The organism is Geothrix sp. SG200, from assembly GCF_022808935.1.
Lineage (GTDB): Bacteria > Acidobacteriota > Holophagae > Holophagales > Holophagaceae > Geothrix > Geothrix alkalitolerans.
On the sequence record NZ_JAKZFR010000007.1, the window covers coordinates 152639 to 175493 of the forward strand.

The window sequence follows — 22855 nt, forward strand, 5'->3', positions numbered from 1 at the left end:
ATGGCCAACGACCTGCCCGGTTCCTATTGCCAGAACTGCCTGACCTGGAACCCCGGGGATCGGGAGACTTGCGTGAAGTGCGGCACCCGCCTGCTCATCCTTGCCGGGGACCAGACCTGGGAGGACGAGCCCGAGGAGACGGAGGGCGGCGAGGACCTGGAGGAGCACCTCCTGGAGCGCATCACGGGGCTGGAGGAGACCCTCCGCCGGGTGGAGACCTACCTGGAGACCGTCTCCGACCAGCTGGGCAAGCTGGAGCGCAGCGAGGTGATGCTGCGCAACGGCCTCATGGCCCTGGTGCAGGAGATGGAGCAGAAGCGCCAGCTGGACGCCCACGCCTTCTCGGAGCGGTGGGAGAGCCTCGTCGAGGAGAACCTGCACCTCATCAGCGCCCGGGAGCTGTTCACCCGCTACCGGGCCCGCATCCTGCCCATCGCCCGGCCCAAGTCCATGTCCCAGCTCAAGCGCGCCCTGCTGGAGACCACGGCCCTGCTGGAGGCGGCGGACCTCCCCGGCGCCGCCCAGCGCCTGGGGCAGGCCCTGCCCCTGGATCCCAAGAACTACGAGCTGATCTTCACGGCCGCCTCCCTCCACGAGGCCGCCCAGAACTTCGAGGAGGCCGAAAGCCTCGCCCGCAAGGTCGTGGGCCTGAGCCCCCGCCACTTCGAGGCCTGGATGCTGCTGGCCAAGCTGCTCCAGGAACTGCCCGAGCACGCGGACCAGGCCATCGAGGCCCTGCACCAGGCCTCGGACCTGCGGCCCGAGGATGCCGAGCCCCGCATGCTGCTGGCCGAGCTGCTGCTGGATGAGGAGGATCTCCAGGGCGCCCTGGAGGCGGCCCAGGAGGCCGTGGCCCGCCGCAAGGACGGCGAGACCCTGCTGCTGCTGGGCCAGGTCCATCTGGCCCGGGGCGAGAGCGGCATGGCCGTCCCCGCCCTCAAGGAGGCCAGCTCCTACCTGCCCGGCGACCTCCACGTGCGCGAGTCCCTGGCCGAGGCCTACCTCCTCCAGGGCGACCGGTCCAAGGCCTTCGCCATCCTCCAGGAGCTGCTCACGCAGAACCCCGGCGATCCCCACCTCCTCCTCATGGTGGACGCCGAGGACCACCTCCAGCTGCGCGAGGCCCGGGACGGCAAGGCCGGCACCCAGGTGCTGCTGGACGAGGCCGAGACTTTGCTGGACGAGAACCAGCTGGAATCCGCGGCCATGCTCCTCAAGCGCGCCCGGCGGAAGGGGAAGAGCCAGCGCTCCGAGTGGCTGGACCTGCGCCTCTCCTTCCTCCAGGACCCGGAGAAGACCCTGCGCTCCGCCCTGGCCTTCGCCTGCTCGGACCGCCACCCGCGCCTCTGCTTCCTGGCCCTGCGCCTGGCCCTGGAGCACCTCATGGCCCAGAAGCGCGAGGCCGAGATCGCCCGGACCCTGGACGCCTTCCTCACCCGCCACCCCAAGAGCACCGGCGCCTGGGAGGCCGCCCTCATGCGGCAGGCCTACCGCCTGATGAACGGCCAGGCCACGGAGCAGGACCTGATCGAGGTCCACCGCCTCCACGCCCATCCCCTGCCGGGCATGGAGCCCCGGGCCCGCACCCTGCTGGGCCAGTACCTCCTGGCCCTCAAGCGGCACCAGGAGGTGCTGGAGCTGATCGATCCCCTCATCGAGAAGGAACCCACCCTCATCAACCACTTCCAGCTCGGCGCCGCCCTGGCGGGCCTGGGCGAGCGGGAGGAGGCCCGGGTCCTGCTCAAGGCCGGACTGGACGCCGAGCCCGGCGATCTCAATGACACCCAGGCCAAGGGTGTGAAGAATCAGATCCGCGGACTGTTGAAGGAACTGAACGGGGCCGGCGAAGCCTGAGCAGGCGTGACCAACCGCACCCGGTATTAAGTTGACAATTTTAGTCGAGATTCCAGAATGGGATGTCTCGGGAGTGGTGTATGACCTCGACCTTCAACGTGGTCACCAGTCAGGAATACAAGTACGGCTTCGTGACCGACATCGAGGCGGACAGCGTCGCGCCCGGCCTCAGCGAGGAGGTCATCCGCTTCATCTCGGCCAAGAAGGGTGAGCCCGACTGGCTGCTGGAATTCCGGCTCAAGGCCTACCGCCACTGGCTGACCATGTCCGAGCCCGAGTGGGCCAAGGTCGACTATCCGAAGCCCGACTTCCAGAAGATCGTCTACTACAGCGCCCCCAAGCCCAAGAAGCCCCAGTACGCCTCCATGGACGAGGTGGATCCCGAGCTGCGGCGCACCTTCGAGAAGCTGGGCGTGCCCATCCATGAGCAGGAGGCCCTGGCGGGTGTGGCCGTGGACGTGGTCTTCGACTCCGTCAGCGTGACCACCACCTACCGGGAGAAGCTGGCCGCCGTCGGCATCATCTTCTGCAGCTTCAGCGAGGCCGTGAAGTCCCACCCCGACCTGGTGAAGCAGTACCTGGGCAGCGTGGTGCCCTCCTCCGACAACTTCTACGCCGCCCTCAACAGCGCGGTGTTCACGGACGGCAGCTTCGTGTTCATCCCCAAAGGCGTGGCCTGCCCCATGGACCTGAGCACCTACTTCCGCATCAACAACAAGGAGTCGGGCCAGTTCGAGCGCACCCTCATCGTGGCCGAGGAAGGCGCCAGCGTGAGCTACCTGGAGGGCTGCACCGCGCCCCAGTTCGACACCAACCAACTGCACGCCGCCGTGGTGGAGCTGGTGGCCCTGGACCGGGCCTCCATCAAGTACAGCACCGTGCAGAACTGGTATGCCGGCGACAAGGACGGCAAGGGCGGCATCTTCAACTTCGTGACCAAGCGCGGGCTCTGCAAGGGCAAGGCCTCGCACATCAGCTGGACCCAGGTGGAGACCGGCAGCGCCATCACCTGGAAGTACCCCAGCTGCGTGCTGCTGGGCGACGACAGCATCGGCGAGTTCTACAGTGTGGCCCTCACCAACCACAAGCAGCAGGCCGACACCGGCACCAAGATGATCCACATCGGCCGCAACACCAAGAGCACCATCGTCAGCAAGGGCATCAGCGCCGGCGACAGCTCCAACAGCTACCGCGGCCTGGTGAAGGTGCAGCCGAAGGCCGAGGGCGCCCGCAACTTCAGCCAGTGCGATTCCATGCTCATCGGCCAGTCCTGCAGCGCCAGCACCTTCCCCTACATCGAGGTGCAGAACCGCAGCGCCCGGGTGGAGCACGAGGCCACCACCAGCAAGATCGGCGAGGAGCAGCTGCTCTACTTCCAGCAGCGCGGCATCCCCGCCGAGGAAGCCATCAGCATGATCATCAACGGCTTCTGCAAGGACGTGTTCCGCGAGCTGCCCATGGAGTTCGCCGTCGAAGCCACCCGCCTGCTCTCCCTGAAACTCGAAGGAAGCGTGGGCTGAAAAGATGGAACCGCGAATGGCGCGAATGTACGCGAATCAAAAGCCAGCTTTCCATTCGCGTACATTCGCGCCATTCGCGGTTGCTCTTTTGTTATTGGAGTACTGAATGCTCTCGATCAAGAACCTCACCGCCTCGATCAACGGCACGCCGGTGCTGAAGGGGATCGACCTGGAGATCAAGGCGGGGGAGATCCACGCCATCATGGGCCCCAACGGCTCGGGCAAGTCCACGCTGGGCAAGGTGCTGGTGGGCCATCCGGCCTACGAAGTCACCGGGGGCGAGGTCCTCTACGAGGGGCGGAACCTCTTCGAGCTGGCGGCCGACGAGCGGGCCCGGGCCGGCCTCTTCATGGGCTTCCAGCACCCCATCGAAGTGCCGGGCGTGAGCAACGCCGCCTTCCTGCGTCTGGCCTACAACAAGAAGGCCGAGGCCGAGGGCCGCGATGAGCTGGATCCGCTGGAATTCGACGACTTCATCCACGAGAAGATCAAGCTCGTGTCGATGAAGGAGGAATTCCTCGACCGCAGCCTGAACGAGGGCTTCAGCGGCGGCGAGAAGAAGCGCAACGAGATCCTCCAGATGGCCGTGCTGGAGCCCAAGCTCGCCATTCTCGACGAGCTGGACTCGGGCCTCGACATCGACGCCCTGCGCGTGCTGGGCGAGGCCGTGAACAAGCTCCAGCGCCCGGACCGCGCCCTGCTGATCATCACCCACTTCCCGCGCATCCTGGAGACCATCCAGCCCCAGTTCGTTCACGTGCTCTCCGGCGGCCGCATCCTCAAGAGCGCCGGCAAGGAGCTGGCCACCGAGCTCGAGGACCGCGGTTACGACTGGGTGCTGGAAGAGGCCGCCGCCGGGGGCGCCCGATGACCACGATGGCGGTGGGTTCCAGCCTGCTGACCGATCTGCTCAGCGCGCCTCGGCCCGCCGAGTGGGCTTCGCTGCGCGAGGCGGCCGAGCTGCGGCTGGCCGGACGCCAGCTGCCCGCGACCCGGGACGAGGACTGGAAATACACAGACCTGAAAGCCCTGGCCGCCGGCGCCTTCGGGGCCGCCCCCAAGGCCGCCGTGGACATCTCAGGGCACCTGCTTCCCGAGATGGTGGGCACGCGCCAGGTCTTCGTGAATGGGCACCACGCCCCCCACGCGAGCTGCGCCTCCGCCGTGCCGGCCGGGGTGCGCTACTTCCCCATGTCCCATGCGAGCGAGGCCTGCCACGCACTGGGCAGCGTCGGCAACGGTGCGGCGAAGGGCCTCTTCGAGGACCTGAACACTGCCCGCTTCGAGGATGGCGCGGTCATCCTTGTGCCCAAGAACCTCAAGGTGGCCCTGCCTCTTCACCTTCTCTTCGTGACGAAGGCCGAATCTCCTGTGGCCGTGTTCCCCCGCCTCCTGGTGGTGTTGGAGCGGGGCGCCGAGCTGGAGCTGGTGGAGGAACACCACGGCGAAGGCCCCTACCTCAGCTGCCCCGTGGTCGAGGTGCATGTGGCCGAAGGGGCCGTCCTGCGCCATGAGCGCGTGCAGCGCGAGAGCCCCGAGGCCTTCCACCTCGCCACCCTCAGGGCCGAGGTCGGCAAGGGCGGCCAGTACCATTCCCGCACCCTCAGCTTCGGTGCCCGCCTCTCCCGGCAGGAGCCCCGCGTGCGGCTGGCCGAGGGTGCCGAGGCCACCCTCGACGGCCTGGCCCTCCTGGACGGAACCCAGATAGCCGACACCCACAGCTTCCTGCATCACGCCGAGCCTGGCGCCATCAGCCGCCAGCTGCACAAGTGCATCGTGGACGGGCGGGCCCGCGCCATCTTCAACGGCCAGGTCCTCGTGGCCAAGGGCGCCCAGGGCACGGACGCCCAGCAGCAGAGCCGCAACCTGCTGCTCTCCGAGGCCGCCCGGGTGGACACCAAGCCCCAGCTGGAGATCTACGCCGACGACGTCAAGTGCAGCCACGGCGCCGCCGTGGGCCAGCTCGATCCCGAGGAGCTGTTCTACCTCCAGAGCCGCGGCATGAACGCCGACGACGCCCGCAACCTCCTCACCTACGGCTTCGCGGCGGACGTGCTCACCCACGTCCCCGTGGCCAGCCTGCGCCGGAGCCTCCGCCAGCTCGTCATGGCCCGCACCCAGGCCGGCTCGCTGGGAGACTTGGCATGACCTCCCCCTCGAACATCGGCCTCCAGCCCCTCGACGTCCAGGCCATCCGCCAGGACTTCCCCCTGCTTTCCCGGGTCTTCCACGGCAAGCCCGTGGTCTACCTGGACAGCGCCGTGAGCGGCCAGATGCCCGCGCATGTCATCGAGCGCATGGCGAAGTACGAGCGCGAAGAGCACACCAACGTCCACCGGGGCGTCAGCACCCTCAGCCAGGAGGCCACCGACTTCTACGAGGCCGCCCGCGAGAAGGTGCGGAAGTTCCTCGGCGCCGCCTCCGCGCGCGAGATCGTCTGGACCCGCGGCACGACGGAGGCCATCAACCTCGTGGCCCAGACCTTCGGCCGCATGACGGTGAAGGAGGGCGACGAGATCCTCCTCTCCGCCATGGAGCACCATGCCGACATCGTGCCCTGGCAGATGCTGGCCCAGGAGAAGGGCGCCACGATCAAGGTCATCCCCATGAACGACGCTGGGGAGCTGATCCTGGAGTCCCTCGACGAGCTGATCACCGATCGCACGAAGCTCCTGGGCGTGGTGCATGTCAGCAACGTCCTCGGCACCATCAACCCGGTGAAGGAGATCATCGCCCGGGCCCACGCCAAGGGCGTGCCCGTGCTGGTGGACGGGGCCCAGGCCGTGCCGCACCTCAAGGTGGACGTGCAGGACCTGGACGCGGATTTCTACGTCTTCAGCGGCCACAAGCTCTCCGGCCCCACAGGCATCGGCGTCCTCTACGGCAAGCTGGCCCTCCTGGAGGCCATGCCCCCCTGGCATGGCGGCGGCAGCATGATCCGCTCCGTGAGCTGGGAGAAGACCACCTACCTCCCCGCGCCGGGCAAGTTCGAGGCGGGCACGCCGCCCATCGCCGCCGCCATCGGCCTCGGCGCCGCCATCGACTACGTGACGGCCCTCGGGCTGGACCGCATTGCCGCCCACGAGCACGAGCTGCTGGCCTACGCCACCGAGAAGCTCGCCGCCATCCCCGGCCTCCGCATCCTCGGCACCGCCAGGGACAAGGCCAGCGTCCTCTCCTTCGTGGTGGACGGCATCCACCCCCACGACATGGGCAGCCTGCTGGACGGCGAGGGCGTCGTGGTCCGGGCTGGCCACCACTGCGCCCAGCCCGTCATGACCCGCTTCCACGTCCCCGCCACCACCCGCGCCTCCTTCGCCTACTTCAACACCCGCGAGGAAGTGGACATCCTGGTGTCGGCCGTCCTCAAGGCCATCGAGCTGTTCAAATGACCGACCCGCGCGAGCTGTACCAGCAGGTGATCCTGGAGCACAACAAGAAGCCCCGGAACTTCGGGAAGCTGGCGCCCTGCACGCACCACGCGGAGGGGCACAACCCCCTCTGCGGCGACCAGCTGGACTTGACGCTGGTGGTCGAGGACGGCGTGGTGCGGGACGTGAAGTTCGAGGGCAGCGGCTGCGCCATCGATGTCGCCAGCGCCAGCCTCATGACCGGCGCCATCAAGGGCCGGCCCGTGGCCGAGGCCGAGGCCATGATCGACCAGTTCCGCGGCATGGTGCGCGGCGAGCTGGACCCCGCCACCCAGACGCCCCTGCTGGGCAAGCTCACCCTCTTCCAGGGCGTGAAGGACATCCCCAGCCGCGTGAAGTGCGCCATCCTCCCCTGGGCCACCCTCCACGCCGCCCTAAAGGGCGAGGAAGAAGCCTCAACTGAATAGGAACCGCGAATGGCGCGAATGTTCGCTCATGAAAGCCGAATCACTGTAGGGGCCATCGCTGGAGGCCCATGTTCTTCTCCATTCGTGCCCATTCGCGTCATTCGCGGTTAAGGGTTTTCAGATGCCGAAAATCGCCGAGATCGAATACACCCCCAACCCCAACGCCGTGAAGTTCGTGCTGAAGGAGCCTGTGGCCCTGGGCTTCCCCAAGTCCTTCCCCAACGCGGAGACCGCCGAGCAGGACGAGCTGGCCAAGGGCCTCTTCGCCGTGGGGAACGTCACCTCGGTGTTCATGCAGGACAAGTTCCTCACCGTCACCAAGACCGACGACAAGGGCTGGCCTGAGATGCTGCCCCTGCTGGCCGCGCCCATCCGCGCCGCGGCTGGCGCGGGCGGCGGGCAGGCCCCACCGCCGGGCGGGCCGAGGGTCTTCAGCAAGGTGGATGACGAGAACGACCCCATGCTCAAGGACATCCGCATGGTGCTGGAGAGCGCCATCCTGCCCGCCCTCGCGGCGGACGGCGGCGGCCTGGAGCTCATCGGGCGGCATGAGAAGCAGGTGATGATCCGGTACATGGGCGCCTGTGGTTCCTGCCCCGCCAGCCTCACCGGCACCCTCGTCGCCATCGAGGGCATGCTCCAGAAGGAAGTGGATCCGGAGATCGTGGTCATCTCCGTCTGAGGCCTTCCACGGGAAAAACAGACGCCAACCGCGGTGAAACAGCCTTTTGAGATCTCCTCCCTGGCCGGACCCTTCGGATATTTCATGGTTTCCGCGGGTTTTCTGGGCTAATCTAGGCGTTCTGCCGGACTTCGCGTGCCGGGATTCCAGCGCACCGCCAGAGAGCGGGCGCAACCAAACGAGGTGGACTTCATGTCCAAGCTAGAAGCAATCATCAAGGGCCAGGCCCGCAAGCAGGTGGGCCGCATCAGCGTGCTCGACGCGGCGTTCGAAGAGGACAGCCCAGAGAACCAGGAGTTCCTGGCCGCGCTGCAGGGTGAGACCCGAGGCCTCCGCGAGGAGGAGGTCGTCCGTGGCGTCGTCGTGGAGATCCGCGGCAAGGACGTCATCGTCGACATCGGCTACAAGGGGTCGGGCACCGTCAACCTTGACGAGTTCAACAATCCCGACGGCACCCAGGGCGTCCAGGTGGGTGACGTGGTTGAAGTGCTGCTCGAGATGCTCGAGGACGCCCACGGCAACGTGCGCCTCAGCCGCGAGCGCGCCGAGAAGATGAAGATCTGGGACGAGGTCGAGAAGGCCTTCCGTTCCAACATGACCGTGCACGGCACCGTGCTCGAGAAGGTCAAGGGCGGCCTGGCCGTGGACATCGGCATCCGCGCCTTCCTGCCCGGCAGCCAGGTGGACATGAAGCCCGTCCGCAACCTGGATCCCTACCTCGGCAAGTCCTTCGACATGAAGGTCATCAAGGTCAACCGCCGCCGGGGCAACATCGTCCTGTCCCGCAAGCTGTTCCTCGAAACCATCAACGCGAGCCTGAAGGAAGAGACCCTGGCGGGCCTCGAGGAAGGCAAGCTGGTCGAGGGCACCATCAAGAACATCACCGAGTACGGCGCCTTCGTCGACCTCGGTGGCGTGGACGGCCTGCTGCACATCACCGACATGTCCTGGGGCCGGCTCAACCACCCCAGCGAGATGTTCCAGGTGGGCGACAAGGTCGAAGTGGCCGTGCTCAAGTACGACAAGGACACCGAGCGCGTCAGCCTCGGCTACAAGCAGAAGTTCCCGGATCCCTGGCTCTCCGTCGAGGAGCGCTATCCCATCCAGGCCACGGTCAAGGGCAAGGTTGTCTCCATCACCGACTACGGCGCATTCGTGGAGCTGGAGCCCGGCATCGAGGGCCTGGTGCACGTCTCCGAGATGAGCTGGACCAAGAAGGTCAAGTCCGCGAAGGGCATGGTCAACCTGGGCGACCAGGTCGAGGCCCTGATCCTGCAGGTGGATTCCGAGAACCGCCGCATCAGCCTCGGCATGAAGCAGATCACCCCGAACCCCTGGATGGCCATCGCCGAGAAGTACCAGCCCGGCATGATCGTCACGGGCACCGTGCGCAACATCACGGAGTTCGGCGCCTTCGTGGAACTGGAAGAGGGCATCGACGGCCTCATCCACGTCTCCGACTTCAGCTGGACCAAGAAGATCAAGCACCCCGGCGAGATCGTGAAGAAGGGCGACAGCGTCACCGCCAAGGTCCTCAACCTGGACCCCCTGGCCCAGCGCATGAGCCTCGGCGTGAAGCAGATGGAGCCCAACGTCTGGGAGATCTTCTTCGAAGGCCACCACGTGGGTGACGTCCTCACCGGCAAGATCGCCCGCCTGACCGACTTCGGCGCCTTCGTCGACCTCGGCGACGGCATCGAGGGCCTGGTCCACGTCTCCGAGCTCTCCCGCAAGCGGGTGGAGGACATCCAGAAGGAGTTCGCCGCCGGCCAGGATCTCACCATGAAGATCGTGAAGCTCGATCCCACCGAGCGCCGCATCGGCCTCTCCGTCAAGCAGCTGGAGCAGGACCAGGAGCGGGGCGACATGGAAGCCGCCAAGGCCCGCCAGCCCGAGTTCAAAAAGGCGACGCTGGCCGACGCCTTCAACAAGGCCGAGCGCGAGTAGTTCTTCTTCCGACCTGCAGACGAGGCCCCCGCAAGGGGGCTTCGTCGTTGTCAGAGAGGTCTGAGCATCCCGCAGAGATGCGAAGAAGAAGGCCACCCTGGCTGACGCCTTCAACAAGGCCGAGCGCGAGTAGCGTTCCTTCAACTCACCACGACGAGGCCCCCGCAAGGGGGCTTCGTCGTGGTGGGATGCGATACTCGGAACCACGCCTTCCTCCGGACCCCCATGCGCTTCCTCCACACCTCCGACTGGCACCTCGGCAAGACCCTCTGCAATGCGAACCTCCTGGAGGACCAGGCCCACGCCCTGGACCAGGTGGCGGCCATCGCCAAGGAGACTCGCGCCGAGGCCCTGGTGGTGGCCGGGGATCTCTACGACCGCGCCGTGCCGCCCAAGGAGGCCGTGGCCCTGCTGGATGATGCCCTCCATCGCCTCGTGCGGGGCCTGGGCGTGCCCGTGCTCCTCATCGCGGGCAACCACGACAGCCCCGAGCGCCTGGGCTTCGCCTCCGGCTTCCTTCGGGCCCAGGGCCTCCACGTGGCCGGGGCCCTGGGGCTGACGGAGCCCGTCCTCATCGGCAACGCCGCCTTCCACCTCCTGCCCTACGCGGATCCCGTCATGGCCCGCCACGCCTTCCAGGACGAGGGCATCCGCACGCACCAGGACGCCCTGGCGGCCCAGCTGGCCCAGGCCCGGGCGGCCCACCCCGAAGGCCACCGCTTCGTGGCCGTGGCCCACGCCTTCGTGGCCGGGGGCGAGAGCTCAGATTCGGAACTGGGCCTGGCCGTGGGCGGCACGGGCGAGGTGGACGCCACGCTCTTCCGGGACTGCGACTACACGGCCCTCGGGCACCTCCACCGGCCCCAGGCAGCCGGATTCCCCCACGTACGCTACGCCGGCAGCCTGCTCAAGTACAGCGCCTCCGAGGCCTCCCACGGCAAGGCGCTGACCCTGGTGGAGCTGCCGGAGCGCGGCCCCGCCCACACGGAGTCCCTGCCCCTCACGCCCCGCCGCGACCTGCGGCGCCTGCGCGGGCGCTTCGACGACCTCCTGCGCGGGACCCAGGGGAACCCCGACGACTACCTGTTCCTGGACCTGCTGGACGAGGGCCCGGTGCTGGATGCCATGGCCCGCCTGAGGCAGGTCTACCCGAACATCCTCGGCATCCAGCCCGCCCCGCCGGCGGCGGCGCCCCAGGAGGCCGCGCGCGCCGCGGACCGCGACCTGGATCCCGCGGCCCTCTTCGAGGCCTTCTTCCAGGACACCGCCGGCCGCCCCATGGACGGCGAGGAGCGGGCCCTCTTCCAGGACGTGGCCGGACAGCTGCTGGCCGGAGAGGCCGAATGAAGCCCCTGCGCCTCAGCCTGGAAGCCTTCGGCCCCTACGCGGGAAGGCAGGACCTCGACTTCGCGGACCTGGGGGACCAGTCCTTCTTCCTCATCCACGGCCCCACGGGCGCCGGCAAGACCAGCATCCTGGACGGCATCAGCTACGCCCTCTACGGCCAGACCAGCGGCGGCCTGCGGGAGACCCGCGACCTGCGCAGCCACTTCGCCGCCGCGGACACGCCCACCCGCGTGACCTTCGACTTCGCCCTGGGCGCGAAGACCTACCGGGTGGAGCGCACGCCAGAACAGCAAGTTCCCAAGGTGCGCAGCGGCGGTACGAAGAAGCAGCCCTACGCGGCGCATCTGTGGGAGCTGGCGGGGGGCGCCGAGGTGCCCCTGGCCACGGAGAAGCCCACGGTGGTGGACGCGGCGGTGGCGGATCTGCTGGGCTTCCGGGCCAGCCAGTTCCGGCAGGTGGTCCTGTTGCCCCAGGGCCGCTTCCAGGAGTTCATGCTGGCGGGCTCCGCCGACCGCCAGGCCATCCTCCAGACCCTCTTCCAGACCGGCCGCTACGCCGCCCTCGCCGAGGCCCTGGGAGAGCGCGAGAAGGCCCTGCGCGAGGCCCTCCTCGCGGCCCAGGCCGAGGAACGCCAGCTCCTCGCCCAGGCCGGCGTGGCCGCCGCCCGGGAGCTGCCGGACCGCCTCGAGGCCACGGCCCAGCTGGTGGAGGCGCGGGTCCGCGAACAGGCCGAAGCCCGCCGGACCTTCGACCGGGCGGAGAGAGTCCTGGGCGAGGGGAAGCATCTGGAGGAGGCTCTCGCGCGGGTCCAGCTACTGGAACGGGAGGAGGTCCGCCTGGCGGAGGCCAGCGAGGCGCGGGCCCGGGCCCTGGCAAAAGCCGAAGCCGCCCTGGCCCACGAAGAGGCCCGGGAACCCCTCCGCGAGGAGCTGCGCCGCGCCATCGCCCGCCTGGAGGAGCTGGAGCCCAAGTTGGTCGACCTCGAGCAGGCCCGGAAGGAGGCCGAAGGCGCAACCCAGGAGGCCCGGCGCCTCCAGATCTCGGCCGACGAGGACATCCGGCGCCGCGACGCCGCCGGGCTGGAGGCCACGCACCAGAGAGCTCTCCTACAGGAGCTGCGGACCGAGGCCTCCCAACTGGAAGGCCGTGATGGCCTGCTCCGTCTGGCCCGCCAGAGGCGGACACAGCGCGAGCAATTCGATCAGGCGAAGCAGCTGGTCGAGCGCGCCTCGGCCGTCCATGATGCCGCCCATGCCGGGTTGAAGGCCGCCGAGCAATCAGTCCAGGCAGCCCGCACCTGGCTCCGGGATCTCCAGGAACGGCACCTCGCCGCCCAGGCGGCCCATCTGGCCCAGAACCTGAGCCCCGGCGAGCCGTGCCCCGTCTGCGGCAGCGAGGCACATCCCCATCCCGCGGCGCCTTCCTCAGACCAGCCGGACGAGCAGGCCCTCCAGCGGGCCCGGGCCCAGCAGGACGAGGCCGAGGCGGCCCTGGGCCAGGCCCAGAAGTCCGCTGCCTCGCGCTTCGCGGATCTGGAAACGGCCCGTGCCCGCCGCGAGGATCTCGCCCATCACCTGGGCGAGGACGCGCATGCGGATCCCGCCGCCCTGGAAGCCGAGGAGGCGCGCTACCTGGAGGCCCTGCAACGCAGCCGCCAGGCCGAGGCCAGCCTGTCCCGGATCGAGCGGAGCCTGGCTGAAGCTGAGGCGGTCCAGCAGCAGGCGGAGGCCAATCTTGCCGCCACCACCCGTCGGCAATCGGAGATCGCGCTCCTGGAGGCCGGGGCCCAGGCCCGGATGAAGGTCCACGTGGCGGCCCTGCCCGAGGAGCTGCGCGCCCCCGGGGCGCTCGCCGCCCAGCAGAGGGAGGCGGAAGGGGAGCTCGCCCGGTCCGAGGCCGGACTGAAGGCGGCCCGCGAGGCCCGAAATGCGGGCCAGGCTGCGGCCATCGAAGCCGAGGCCGCGCTCCGGTCGCACCGGGCCCGCCTGGAGGCCAGCCGAGCCGAGGGACGGAGGGTCGAGGCTGAGTTCGCTGCGGCCCTGGAAGCGGCTGGCGGCGAGCCTCCATCCGAGGTATCACCCGTCCCGGACCTGCCTGCCCTCCAGGCGGCGCGGGATGGCGCCCAGGCGCGGTTCGCCCGGGCCGGCGAGGCCCTGGGCCACGCCCAGTCCGAGCGGGCCGCCCTCCAGCGCCTGGAGGCGTCCCTGGCGGAGCTGGGGGCCCGGCAGGGCGTGGAGGAGCGCCGCCACCGGGCGGCGGCAAGCCTGGCCCGGGTGGCCCGGGGCGAGGACGGCGCCCGGGTCTCCTTCGAGCGCTACGTCCAGGGCACCCTCCTGGACGAGGTACTGGTCTCCGCCTCGGAACGCCTCCGCCGCATGAGCAAGCAACGCTACGCCCTGCGGCGGGCCACCACCGGCGGCGACCTGCGCCGGGCCGGGGGCCTGGAGCTGGAGATCACGGACGCCCACACCGGTCGCGCCCGGGCCGTGAGCTCGCTCTCGGGGGGCGAGGGCTTCCAGGCCAGCCTGGCCCTGGCCCTGGGCCTCTCGGACGTGGTGCAGCGCCATGCCGGCGGCATCCGGCTGGACACGGTGTTCATCGACGAGGGCTTCGGCAGCCTCGATGCCGAGGCCCTGGACCTGGCCCTCCGCACCCTGGAGGAGCTGAACCAGGGCGGCCGGCTGGTGGGCCTCATCAGCCACCTGGACGACGTGAAGGCGCGCATCTCCGCCCGCCTGGAAGTGACGCCCGGTCCTGGCGGCAGCCACGCCCGGTTCCGGGTCGATTGAGGGATTACCTCGCAAGAAGTGGTATGCTCCTGGACATCCTCCCGGAGTTTCCATGCGGCGCGCCTTCGCTCCCTTCCTGTGCCTGGCGCTCACCGCCCAGCCCACGCCCTACCAGAAGGCGCCCAAGGCCATCGAGCGGGTGCTGGACGCACCGGGCACCCCCTCCCTGCTGGCCAGCCCCACGGGCGACCGCTTCCTGCTGGCGGAGTTCGAGCGCCATCCGCCGATCCGGGCTCTGGCCCAGCCCATGGCCCGGCTGGCGGGCCTGCGGCTGAACCCCCGGACCCGCGGCCCCCACAACCCGCCGCGGCTGAAGGCCCTGGCCCTCCAGGACGTGAAGGGCGGCGCCGCCCGGCCCCTCACGCTGCCGCCTGACGTGGCCCTGGGCCAGCCCCGCTGGTCGCCGGACGGCGCCCGGTTCGCGCTGACCGGGACTGCCGCCGGGGCCACGGAGCTGTGGATCGGGGAGGCCGCCACCGGGAAGCTCCGCCGCGTGCCGGGCCTGAAGCTCAACGCCGTGCTGGAGGATCCCTTCGACTGGCTGCCGGACGGCAGCCTGATCGCCAAGGCCGTGCCCCCGGGTCAGGGAGCGGCCCCCAAAGCGCCCGAGGTGCCCATCGGCCCCCGCATCCAGGAGACCGAAGGCAAGGCCGCCCCCGCGCCCACCTACCAGGACCTGCTCAAGGACGCCTTCGACGAACGCCTGTTCGAGTTCCTGGGCCAGGCCCAGGTGGTGCGCGTGGAGCCCGCCACCGGGGCGCTGAAGCCCCTCGGCCGGCCGGGGCTCTACGCCGACCTCCAGCCCTCCCCCGACGGGAAGCTGCTCTTGGTGGCGCGCCTCCAGCGCCCCTTCTCCTTCCTGGTGCCGGCCTTCCAGTTCCCCGTCCGCCAGGAGGTCTGGGATCGCGCCGGCAAGCTCATCCACACGGCCGCGGACCTGCCCCTGGCCGAAGGCATCCCCATCGAGGGCGTACGCACGGGCCCGCGGCGACTGCACTGGCGGCCCACGGAGCCGGCGACCCTGGCCTGGGTGGAGGCCCTGGACGGCGGCGACCCCCGGCAGAAGGCCGAGTTCCGCGACCGCGTGCTGACCCAGGTCGCGCCCTTCAGGGACGCGCCAACGGAGCTGATCCGCCTCAGGGCCCGCATGGCGGGCCTCGACTGGAGCGAAGGCGGCAGCCTGGCCGTGGTGCGCGAGTACGAGCGCGACCGCCGCTGGATCCGCACTTGGCTGGTGGATCCCGCGAAGCCCGCGGAGGCCCGCCTGGCCTTCGACCTCAGCGCCAACGACCGCTACAAGGCCCCGGGCACCTTCCTGACCCGCCTGCTGCCCAACGGCCACATGGCCCTGCGCGAGGAGGCCGGAAAGCTCTTCCTCACGGGATCCGGCGCCACGCCCTCCGGCGACCGCCCCTTCCTGGCCCGCTTCGATCCCGCCACCCTCCAAACCGAGCGCCTCTTCCGCTGCGGCGACGGCGTCTACGAAGCCCCTGTGGCGCTGCTGCGGGACGGCGCCTTCATCACGCGGCGCGAAAGTCCCACCGAGGCGCCGAACTACATCCTGCACGCCTCGGCGCCGGACACCCGCAAGACGGCCCTCACCACCTTCACCGACCCCCTGCCCGAGCTGCGGAAGATCCAGAAGAAGCTCGTGACGTACACCCGGCCCGACGGCGTGGCCCTTAGCTTCACGCTGTACCTGCCGCCGGACTACCAGGAAGGTGAGCGGCGGCCCGCCGTGGTCTGGGCCTACCCGCTGGAGTTCACGGACGCCGGCACCGCCGGCCAGGTGAGCGGCTCCACGAACCGGTTCACCACCCTCGGCGGCATCTCCCACCTCTTCTTCCTGCTGTCGGGCTACGTGGTGCTCGACAACGCCACCATGCCGGTCGTGGGCGATCCCAAGACCGTGAACGACACCTACCTCGAGCAGGTCGTGGCCAGCGCCAAGGCGGCCATCGACAAGGCCGACGAGCTGGGCGTCATCGACCGGAAGCGCGTGGGCGTGGGCGGCCACAGCTACGGCGCCTTCATGACCGCCAACCTGCTGGCGCACTCGGATCTGTTCAAGGCCGGCATCGCCCGCAGCGGCGCCTACAACCGCACGCTGACGCCCTTCGGCTTCCAGAGCGAGCGGCGCACGCTGTGGGAGGCGCCGGAGATGTACCTGAAGGTGTCGCCCTTCATGTCCGCCAGCCACTTCAATGCGCCGATCCTGCTCATCCACGGCGAGGCCGACAACAACCAGGGCACCTTCCCCATCCAGAGCGAGCGCCTCTACGCCGCCCTCAAGGGCAACGGCCAGACCGCCCGCTACGTCACCCTGCCCCTGGAGAGCCACGGCTACATCGCCCGCGAGTCCGTCGAGCACACCCTCTGGGAGATGCTCCACTGGTTCGACCAGCACCTGAAGTAGGACCCATCCCGGAGCAGCATCCAGCCCAGAACCCCGGCCCTCAGCCAGGGTTCTGGGCTTTCCGGCTTTCTGGCTTTCCGGTAGAGGCCGGACGGTGGGTGCGTCCTTCTCCACCTATCCCGGGGTTCACCCCTTGGATGGTTCTGCGTTTTCCGCGGAGGCAGGGCTGCCCTTGGGTGCCTTAGACTTCTCAGCCCAGATCCCCGTGACGATGGGCATACCGTCCATCGGATGCTTGCCCGGATCCCAGCTGCGGGTGATCTTCAGCGTGAACGGATTCGCCTTGCTGGACATCCAGCCCGGGTCGTCGACGATGACGTGTACGTTCTGGGTCTCCCGGGTGGGATTGGTGAAGGTCACTTCCGGATTGCCGGTTGGAATGAGGTTCTGGAGCATCCCCTGGTCCAGACCACCCCACTTGTTGACCATGATCAGGCGGAACCACCCTTCATTGGGATGGCGAAGCCTGATGTGGATCTTTTCACCGGCTGGCACCCGGAACCCGTACGCGGTCCACCCGGCCGGAAATTTGCAGAGGCCGCTGAGCTCGTTGATGGCTCCTTCCACCGGGTGAATCGCAATGAATCCGCGCCGGGCCATGGCCTGGATTTCCGCCATGAGATCCCGTTTCCGCCACAATTCCTGCGTGGGTTGGACTTGGCAGCGCGGAAGGGCCCTCGGCTCGACGATGATTTTCGCGGCCGGATCCAGCTCCCCTTTCCCGGGCGCAACCTGGGATTGGGGTTTGACTGGATCATCCTGCTGCTTCACAAGCCTCCGCCCTTCTCCTGGAGCGGGTCGCTCGGAAGGCGACGGTGCCATTGCCCGCTCCATGGAACGTGCTGGAGTGGGATGCGGTCGATCCACGTGAGGCTGCCTCGCCGGAGCTGCTGGCTGGACCCGTGACGGGATTTGCTCCCTGAGAGCAGGAGGCACCGGCCGCTCTGGGCGGCTCAGGTCTTGGGCCGAGACCCACCCCAAGCCAAGGGCAGGGCCAAGGGCCGAAAGCCCCAATGCAAGGCCCCCCACCCGCGACAGGAGGAATGAAGGTAGGAGTTTTTGGGCCGTCACGGAGAGCCTCCACTGGGATGGGAAGGAAGGTGGTGCCCCCGAAAGGTGGAGCTGTTCGCACCCGATTCCATCCACCGAAAGTCCTGATTCCGGAAATCCGGACTTAAGTCGGTCCGTGGGCCATCACGCCCAAGCGGAAGCCACGCCCAGGTGAGCTATCCTGACCTTATGTTTCCGAGCATGATCTTGACCTTCTTGCTGGCCCTGGCCACCGGGTTCACCTCCATGGCCTTCCTGTCCCAGCGGTCCCACCGTCACTACTCCCCCGTGACGGAGGAACTCATCCCGTCCCTGCTGTTCTACAACCTGTGGATTCTCCTGCGGATGTTCTACCGGTTCATGGAGGCGAGCGTGCTCGGGGGGCTTACACCCGCCGCCGGCCGGCTGGCCATCCTCGGACTCAGCAGCCTCTCCATGATCCTGGCCATCCACCTGGGTTTGTCCTACCTGGCCTTCACGCTCGGCGTCACCCGGCCTAACCAGCCCCAGACCGCCCGGCGCCGGCCCTGGAAGGCCGCCGCGTGGCTGTCGGCGGGCATGGTCGCGCTCAATCTGATCCTGTATGCCCTGCACCAGGAGGCCCTGATCGGGCTGCTCATCCGCACGCTCGTTTCGCTGACCTTTCTGGGCATGGCGCTAGTCAGCCTGTGGTTTTTCTTCGGCACCCATCCGATCCAGCCGGGGACTTCCTGGCGGCACCTCCGCTTTCTCGGAGCGGCCTACTCCCTGGTCTTCGTGACGCTGACCCTGTTCATCGGATGGTACCGTTTCTCCGCCACGATCCATCCGCACCTCTACGTCACCATCACCGTCAGCCTCGGGATGATGTACAACCTGGTGACCGTGCTCTGGATCCACCTCTTCGACAGGACCCTCCAAGCCCAGGCACCGCCCGGTGCCCCCCTCCTGCCGGCCAGGTTCACGGGAGTTCCCCTCGTCGAGGCCTACGGGATCTCCAAGCGAGAGGAAGAGGTCATCCAGCTGGTGTGTCAGGGCCTCACCAACCAGGAGATCGCAGATGCGCTCTTCATTTCCCTGAAAACAGTGAAAGACCACAACTACCGGATCTTCCAGAAGACGGGAGTCCGTAATCGGGTGGAACTCGTTCAGCTGGTTCAGAAACTGACACTGGAAGAAGAACGGGGCGTAGCCTCCAGAACCCCTTCCCCGGCACCAGCCCTGTGACCGGAGAAGTGCGGCGCTTGGCTCCTATTCGGATGCCACGCCGCTGTCGGGCCAGCGCTTGGTGTCGGCGGCGCCTTCGGGCTGGCCATGCCGCACGAGGATCACCTGGGCGCAGCCCTGCTTCGGCACCTCCTTGAGCGTGTGGCCCATGGCCTTCAGTGCCTCGCGGGTGGCGGCGGGGAGGTCGGCCTCCACCTGGATGCGGTCCGGCAGCCACTGGTGGTGGAAGCGCGGGGCGTCCACGGCGGCGCGGGCGCCCATGCCGAAGTCCACCACGTTGAGCACGGTGTTCAGCACCGTGGCGGGGATGGTGCGGCCGCCGGGGCTGCCGCTCACCATGACCACGGAACCGTCCTTCACCAGGATCACGGGACACATGCTGGAGAGCGGTCGCCGGCCGGGCCGGGCCAGGTTCGGTGCGGTGCCGATGCGGCCCGTGGCGTCCGTCAGGCCGGGCACGGCGTTGAAGTCGCCCAGCTCGTTGTTCAGCAGGAAGCCCGCGCCGGGCACGATGCGCTTCAGGCCGTAGCTCTCCTCCAGGGTGTAGGTGAGGCTCACGGCGTTGCCCGCGCGGTCGAGGACGGACAGGTGGGTGGTGTGCGGGCGGTCCGGCTCCCAGGAGAACCGCGCCGGATCCGAGACCGACGCGCGATCTGGCCGGATGGTGGCCCGCAGCTCGGCGGCGTAGGCCTTCGAGAGCAGGCGCGCCATCGGGATGTCCCCAGCGGAGGCCGGATCGCCCAGGAACTGCGCCCGGTCGGCGAAGGCCCGCCGCAGGGCTTCCGCCCCCAGGTGGACTGCCGCGGGGGATCCGGAACCGGCGGCCTTCAAATCGAAGCCCTCAAGGATGTTCAAGGACTCGATCAGCACCTGGCCGCCGGAGCTGGGGGGCGGCGCGGCCAGCAGCTCGACGCCCCGGTAGGTGCCGCGCAGCGGCTCTCGCAGGATGGGCCGGTAGGCGCGCAGGTCCGCGGCCGTGATCGGGCCTCCGTTCGCCCTCATGTCGCGGACGATCAGGGCCGCGGTCCGGCCGCGGTAGAAGTCGGTCCAGTCCTTGGCCAGCCTTTGCAGGGTGCGGGCCAGGTCCCGCTGCACCAGGCGGTCACCCGCGCGAAGCGGCTTCCCCTCGCGGCTGAACTGGGCCAGGGTCGGCGCATGGCGGGCGAAGGCGGGCAGCTGCTCTGCGAGACTGGCGGCCTGGTTCTCCGACAGCGCGAAGCCCTCGCGGGCGAGCCGGACGGCGGGCGCCACCAGGCGGGCCCAGGGCAGCCGCCCTTCCCGCCTCCAGGCCTCGCGCAGTCCCGCCACCGTGCCCGGCACGCCGACGCTGGCCAGGCTGCCGTGATGCTTCGCCTCGTCGTAGGCGCCGTCCGCCTTGAGCCACATGCGGGGGTGGGCGGAGGCCGGCGCCGACTCGCGGAAATCGATGAACGAGGCCTGACCCCGGGTAGGCCTCGACAGCAGGAAGCCGCCCCCGCCCAGGTTGCCGGCGGCGGGATGGACGACGGCCAGGGCGAAGGCCGTGGCCACGGCCGCATCCACGGCGCTGCCCCCCTCGCGCAGCACCTGGGCGCCGGCCTCGGAGGCCAGGCGCTCCTGACTCACCACCACGCCGCCGGGGGGCTGGGCCCCCAATGGCAGGGCGAGGGACGGCCCGAGGGTCAGGGCGAGGACGAGGGCCAGAAACGGGCGAAAGGGCACGGGTGCTCCGAGCGGGGAATGCCTCGAGTCTGTCATCCTTGAGGCATGTCCCGAAGCGCCGTCATTCCCGGCTCGACGCCGCAGACCTCCAGCGAGGAGCTGGCCAACAGCCTCACCCACGGGCTGGGCGCGGCCCTGGCCATCGCGGGCCTCGTGCTCATGGTGGTGGAGGCGGCCCTCCACGGCACGGCGCGGGACGTGGTGGGCGCGGCCATCTTCGGCTCGACCCTCATCCTGCTCTACCTCATGAGCACCCTCTACCACGCCTTCCGCGGCCCCCGCGTGAAGCTGGTGTTCAAGGTCTTCGACCACTCGGCCATCTTCCTGCTCATCGCCGGCACCTACACGCCCTTCTGCCTCTCGGCCCTGGGCCGCGTCAGCCCGGGCTGGGGTTGGACCGTCTTCGGTCTGGTGTGGGCCCTCGCCGTGGCGGGCATCACCTTCAAGGGCGTCTTCTACGGCCGCATCGCCAAGGTGGCCCTGCGCCCCGCCCCCGTGGACCACCTGCACGCGCTGCCGGACACCTCCGTGGATCCTGCCTTCGTCAGGCGCATGGGCTGGATCTCCACGGGCATCTACCTGCTCATGGGCTGGATCATCGTCATCGCCGCGGCGCCCCTGGGCCGCTCGCTGTCCTCCCACGGCCTCTACTGGCTCTTCGGCGGCGGGGTCTTCTACAGCGTGGGCGCCGTCATCTACAGCCTGAAGAAGCTGCCCTTCCACCACGCGCTCTGGCACCTATTCGTGGTGGCGGGAAGCGCCTGCCACGTGTTCGCGGTGCTCTTCCACGTCATCCCCGCAGCGGGCTGATCCATGCCACGAGGCCAGCAGTAAGGCCATAAAAACTTCCTGATGACCAGGAAGAGTAGGCCTGAAAGATCGAACCGCGAATGACGCGAATCGCCCTGCGGGCGCGCGAATGGCGAATGACCATGCCCCCGCCTCCACGCGCGGGGCGGGCCTGACAGCCTTCAAGAGCTGGCAAGCCCGCCCCGCGTGTGGCCAGCCGCGCCTTGCGCGACTGGGGGCCGGAGGCCCAGGCGGTCGATCCTAAACGCGTTTCGCGCTAATTCGCGTCATTCGCGGTTGCATGTTTTTCTGGTTGAGCCAGGCCGATCACCAGGAAGGCTTTAACTTGATGTCGCCTTGATCAGCGCCGCTCCGCCACCAGCACCAGATCCGATGAGGCCGGGCTCCACGGTTCGCCGGTCATGGTGCCGAGGGCCTCGCGCACCTCGAAGCCCGCGCCGGCGAGCAGGGCCTCCACCTCCGCCCGGCGCCAGGCGCGCAGCTGGACTTCCTCGGCGGACACCACCTCCACGGGCGGCTGGGCGCCGGGGCGCCAGCGCAGGCGCACGGGCGTGAAGGTCAGGCGGCCGCCGGGCCGGGCGGTCATCAGGCGCAGGAAGACCGTCTCCGCCCCGTCCTCTCCGGGCAGGACCACTGCGGGCAGGGCGCGCTCGCCGCGATCCAGGATGCGGTCGTAGTTCAGGGTCTGGAGCAGGAAGCGCCCGCCCGGCAGCAGCCGCGACGCCAGTCCCTCGAAGCAGCGGCGCAGGTCCGCCTCCTCCGTGAGGTGGGGCAGGGTGTTGCCCACGCAGAGGGCCCCGCCCTGCCCCGCTTCCACCAGACCCGCCAGATCCGTGAGGCTGCCCTGGACGTAGCGGCCCTGCGGATCGGCCTCGCGGGCCGCCGCGAGCTGGGCGGGCGAAGCGTCCACGCCGGTGGGCTCGAAGCCCAGCGAGGCCAGCAGGCGGGCATGCTCGCCCGTGCCGCAGCCCAGGTCCAGCACCCGCGGCGAAGGCGCCCCAGCCAGCACGCGCTGGAGGAGGGGCGCCTCGCGCTTCAGGCGCTGGGGCCAATCGATGAGGCTCCGGTAGGCGATGCGACCGTAGCGGTCGGGCTTGGGCTCCACGGCGTCAGATCTTCGGCCAGAGCCAGCCGAAGACCCCGGCGCTCAGCAGGCCGTAGATGAGGCCGTCCAGGACGTCCTTGAGCACGCTGCCCCAGGGCTTGCCCATCCAGATGCCCATCTGCACGCTGCCGCCCACGTAGGTCAAGAAGGACACGGTGCCCACGATGCGGAACACCTTGAGGTAGTGGGCACCGGCGCCCAGCGTGTGGCCGGCCACGTAAGCCGCCATGAAGGCCACGGCCGCGGCGTAGAGGAACCACAGGGCCAGGCCCTTGCCCATGTTGGGCTCGCCATTGGGGCTCACCACCAGGAAGGCCACGGGCCCCTCCTCGTACTTCTTGCGCACCTCGGGCGTGTTCCGCTCCTTCATGTCGACGCAGTGGGGGAGGACATACTGGCCGGGGGTCGGGGAGCCCTTGCGGATGGCGGCACGGATCTCCTCCTCGTTGGAGAGGGCGCGGTAGTCCGAGTTGTGCCACTTCAGGACCATGTGGATGAGGCTGCTGGCCACGAAGACGATCACGGCCGACAGGATGATGGGCAGCCAGAGCTGGGTGAGCGGGACCATGGAGTGGCTCCTTGAGGGTTGG

At 69.1% G+C, this 22855-nt stretch carries 17 protein-coding genes; 13 read left to right on the forward strand and 4 right to left on the reverse strand.

Annotated elements, in window-relative coordinates:
- The 11 genes from ML539_RS14000 to ML539_RS14055 all read left to right on the forward strand — a co-directional run bounded on the left by ML539_RS14000 (position 1) and on the right by ML539_RS14055 (position 16393).
- Positions 1 to 1854 carry a tetratricopeptide repeat protein gene (locus ML539_RS14000; RefSeq protein ID WP_243324874.1) on the forward strand — a complete coding sequence of 618 codons (1854 nt, stop codon included), beginning with the start codon at positions 1 to 3 and terminating at the stop codon, positions 1852 to 1854.
- 80 nt (positions 1855 to 1934) lie between these two features.
- On the forward strand, positions 1935 to 3374 hold the full coding sequence (gene sufB, locus ML539_RS14005; protein ID WP_243324875.1) for a Fe-S cluster assembly protein SufB: 1440 nt from the start codon (positions 1935 to 1937) through the stop codon (positions 3372 to 3374).
- Positions 3375 to 3480: 106 nt separating this feature from the next.
- A complete protein-coding gene (gene sufC / locus ML539_RS14010; protein WP_243324876.1) occupies positions 3481 to 4245 on the forward strand; it encodes a Fe-S cluster assembly ATPase SufC in 765 nt (254 codons plus the stop codon).
- The gene (gene sufD, locus ML539_RS14015) at positions 4242 to 5522 is read left to right on the forward strand and encodes a Fe-S cluster assembly protein SufD (RefSeq protein WP_243324878.1); all 1281 of its coding nucleotides are present in this window, start codon (positions 4242 to 4244) and stop codon (positions 5520 to 5522) included. The genes sufC and sufD overlap by 4 nt, the downstream gene beginning before the upstream one ends.
- The gene (locus tag ML539_RS14020; protein WP_243324879.1) at positions 5519 to 6766 is read left to right on the forward strand and encodes a cysteine desulfurase; all 1248 of its coding nucleotides are present in this window, start codon (positions 5519 to 5521) and stop codon (positions 6764 to 6766) included. The genes sufD and ML539_RS14020 overlap by 4 nt, the downstream gene beginning before the upstream one ends.
- Positions 6763 to 7212 (forward strand): Fe-S cluster assembly sulfur transfer protein SufU, encoded by a 450-nt coding sequence (gene sufU / locus ML539_RS14025; protein ID WP_243324880.1) that lies wholly within the window; start codon positions 6763 to 6765, stop codon positions 7210 to 7212. Before ML539_RS14020 ends, sufU begins: the two co-directional genes overlap by 4 nt.
- A gap of 121 nt (positions 7213 to 7333) precedes the next feature.
- Positions 7334 to 7894, forward strand: a complete 561-nt coding sequence (locus ML539_RS14030; protein WP_243294882.1) for a NifU family protein — start codon at positions 7334 to 7336, stop codon at positions 7892 to 7894.
- A gap of 192 nt (positions 7895 to 8086) precedes the next feature.
- The gene (locus tag ML539_RS14035) at positions 8087 to 9841 is read left to right on the forward strand and encodes a 30S ribosomal protein S1 (protein ID WP_243287752.1); all 1755 of its coding nucleotides are present in this window, start codon (positions 8087 to 8089) and stop codon (positions 9839 to 9841) included.
- A gap of 225 nt (positions 9842 to 10066) precedes the next feature.
- Positions 10067 to 11188 (forward strand): exonuclease SbcCD subunit D, encoded by a 1122-nt coding sequence (locus ML539_RS14040; protein ID WP_243324881.1) that lies wholly within the window; start codon positions 10067 to 10069, stop codon positions 11186 to 11188.
- Positions 11185 to 13977 (forward strand): SMC family ATPase, encoded by a 2793-nt coding sequence (locus ML539_RS15600; protein WP_279341664.1) that lies wholly within the window; start codon positions 11185 to 11187, stop codon positions 13975 to 13977. The genes ML539_RS14040 and ML539_RS15600 overlap by 4 nt, the downstream gene beginning before the upstream one ends.
- A gap of 52 nt (positions 13978 to 14029) precedes the next feature.
- Positions 14030 to 16393 (forward strand): prolyl oligopeptidase family serine peptidase, encoded by a 2364-nt coding sequence (locus ML539_RS14055; RefSeq protein ID WP_243324883.1) that lies wholly within the window; start codon positions 14030 to 14032, stop codon positions 16391 to 16393.
- A gap of 126 nt (positions 16394 to 16519) precedes the next feature.
- Here ML539_RS14055 and ML539_RS14060 read toward each other — a convergent pair whose 3' ends face one another.
- The gene (locus ML539_RS14060) at positions 16520 to 17164 is read right to left on the reverse strand and encodes a hypothetical protein (protein ID WP_243324884.1); all 645 of its coding nucleotides are present in this window, start codon (positions 17162 to 17164) and stop codon (positions 16520 to 16522) included.
- 480 nt (positions 17165 to 17644) lie between these two features.
- Here ML539_RS14060 and ML539_RS14065 point away from each other — a divergent pair, with 480 nt between their 5' ends.
- Positions 17645 to 18649 carry a LuxR C-terminal-related transcriptional regulator gene (locus tag ML539_RS14065; protein WP_243324885.1) on the forward strand — a complete coding sequence of 335 codons (1005 nt, stop codon included), beginning with the start codon at positions 17645 to 17647 and terminating at the stop codon, positions 18647 to 18649.
- Positions 18650 to 18673: 24 nt separating this feature from the next.
- On the opposite strand, the gene ggt is transcribed toward ML539_RS14065, so the two are convergent.
- Positions 18674 to 20350, reverse strand: coding sequence for a gamma-glutamyltransferase (ggt, locus tag ML539_RS14070; RefSeq protein WP_243324886.1), 1677 nt, complete (start codon positions 20348 to 20350; stop codon positions 18674 to 18676).
- A gap of 45 nt (positions 20351 to 20395) precedes the next feature.
- On the opposite strand from ggt, the gene ML539_RS14075 reads away from it, so the two are divergent.
- Positions 20396 to 21160: a hemolysin III family protein gene (locus ML539_RS14075; protein ID WP_243324887.1), complete on the forward strand. Its 765-nt coding sequence runs from the start codon at positions 20396 to 20398 to the stop codon at positions 21158 to 21160.
- Between the two features lie 340 nt (positions 21161 to 21500).
- On the opposite strand, the gene ML539_RS14080 is transcribed toward ML539_RS14075, so the two are convergent.
- Both ML539_RS14080 and ML539_RS14085 read right to left on the reverse strand, forming a co-directional pair.
- Positions 21501 to 22265 carry a class I SAM-dependent methyltransferase gene (locus ML539_RS14080; RefSeq protein ID WP_243324888.1) on the reverse strand — a complete coding sequence of 255 codons (765 nt, stop codon included), beginning with the start codon at positions 22263 to 22265 and terminating at the stop codon, positions 21501 to 21503.
- A gap of 4 nt (positions 22266 to 22269) precedes the next feature.
- The gene (locus ML539_RS14085; RefSeq protein ID WP_243324889.1) at positions 22270 to 22833 is read right to left on the reverse strand and encodes a hypothetical protein; all 564 of its coding nucleotides are present in this window, start codon (positions 22831 to 22833) and stop codon (positions 22270 to 22272) included.
- Positions 22834 to 22855 lie beyond the last annotated feature (22 nt).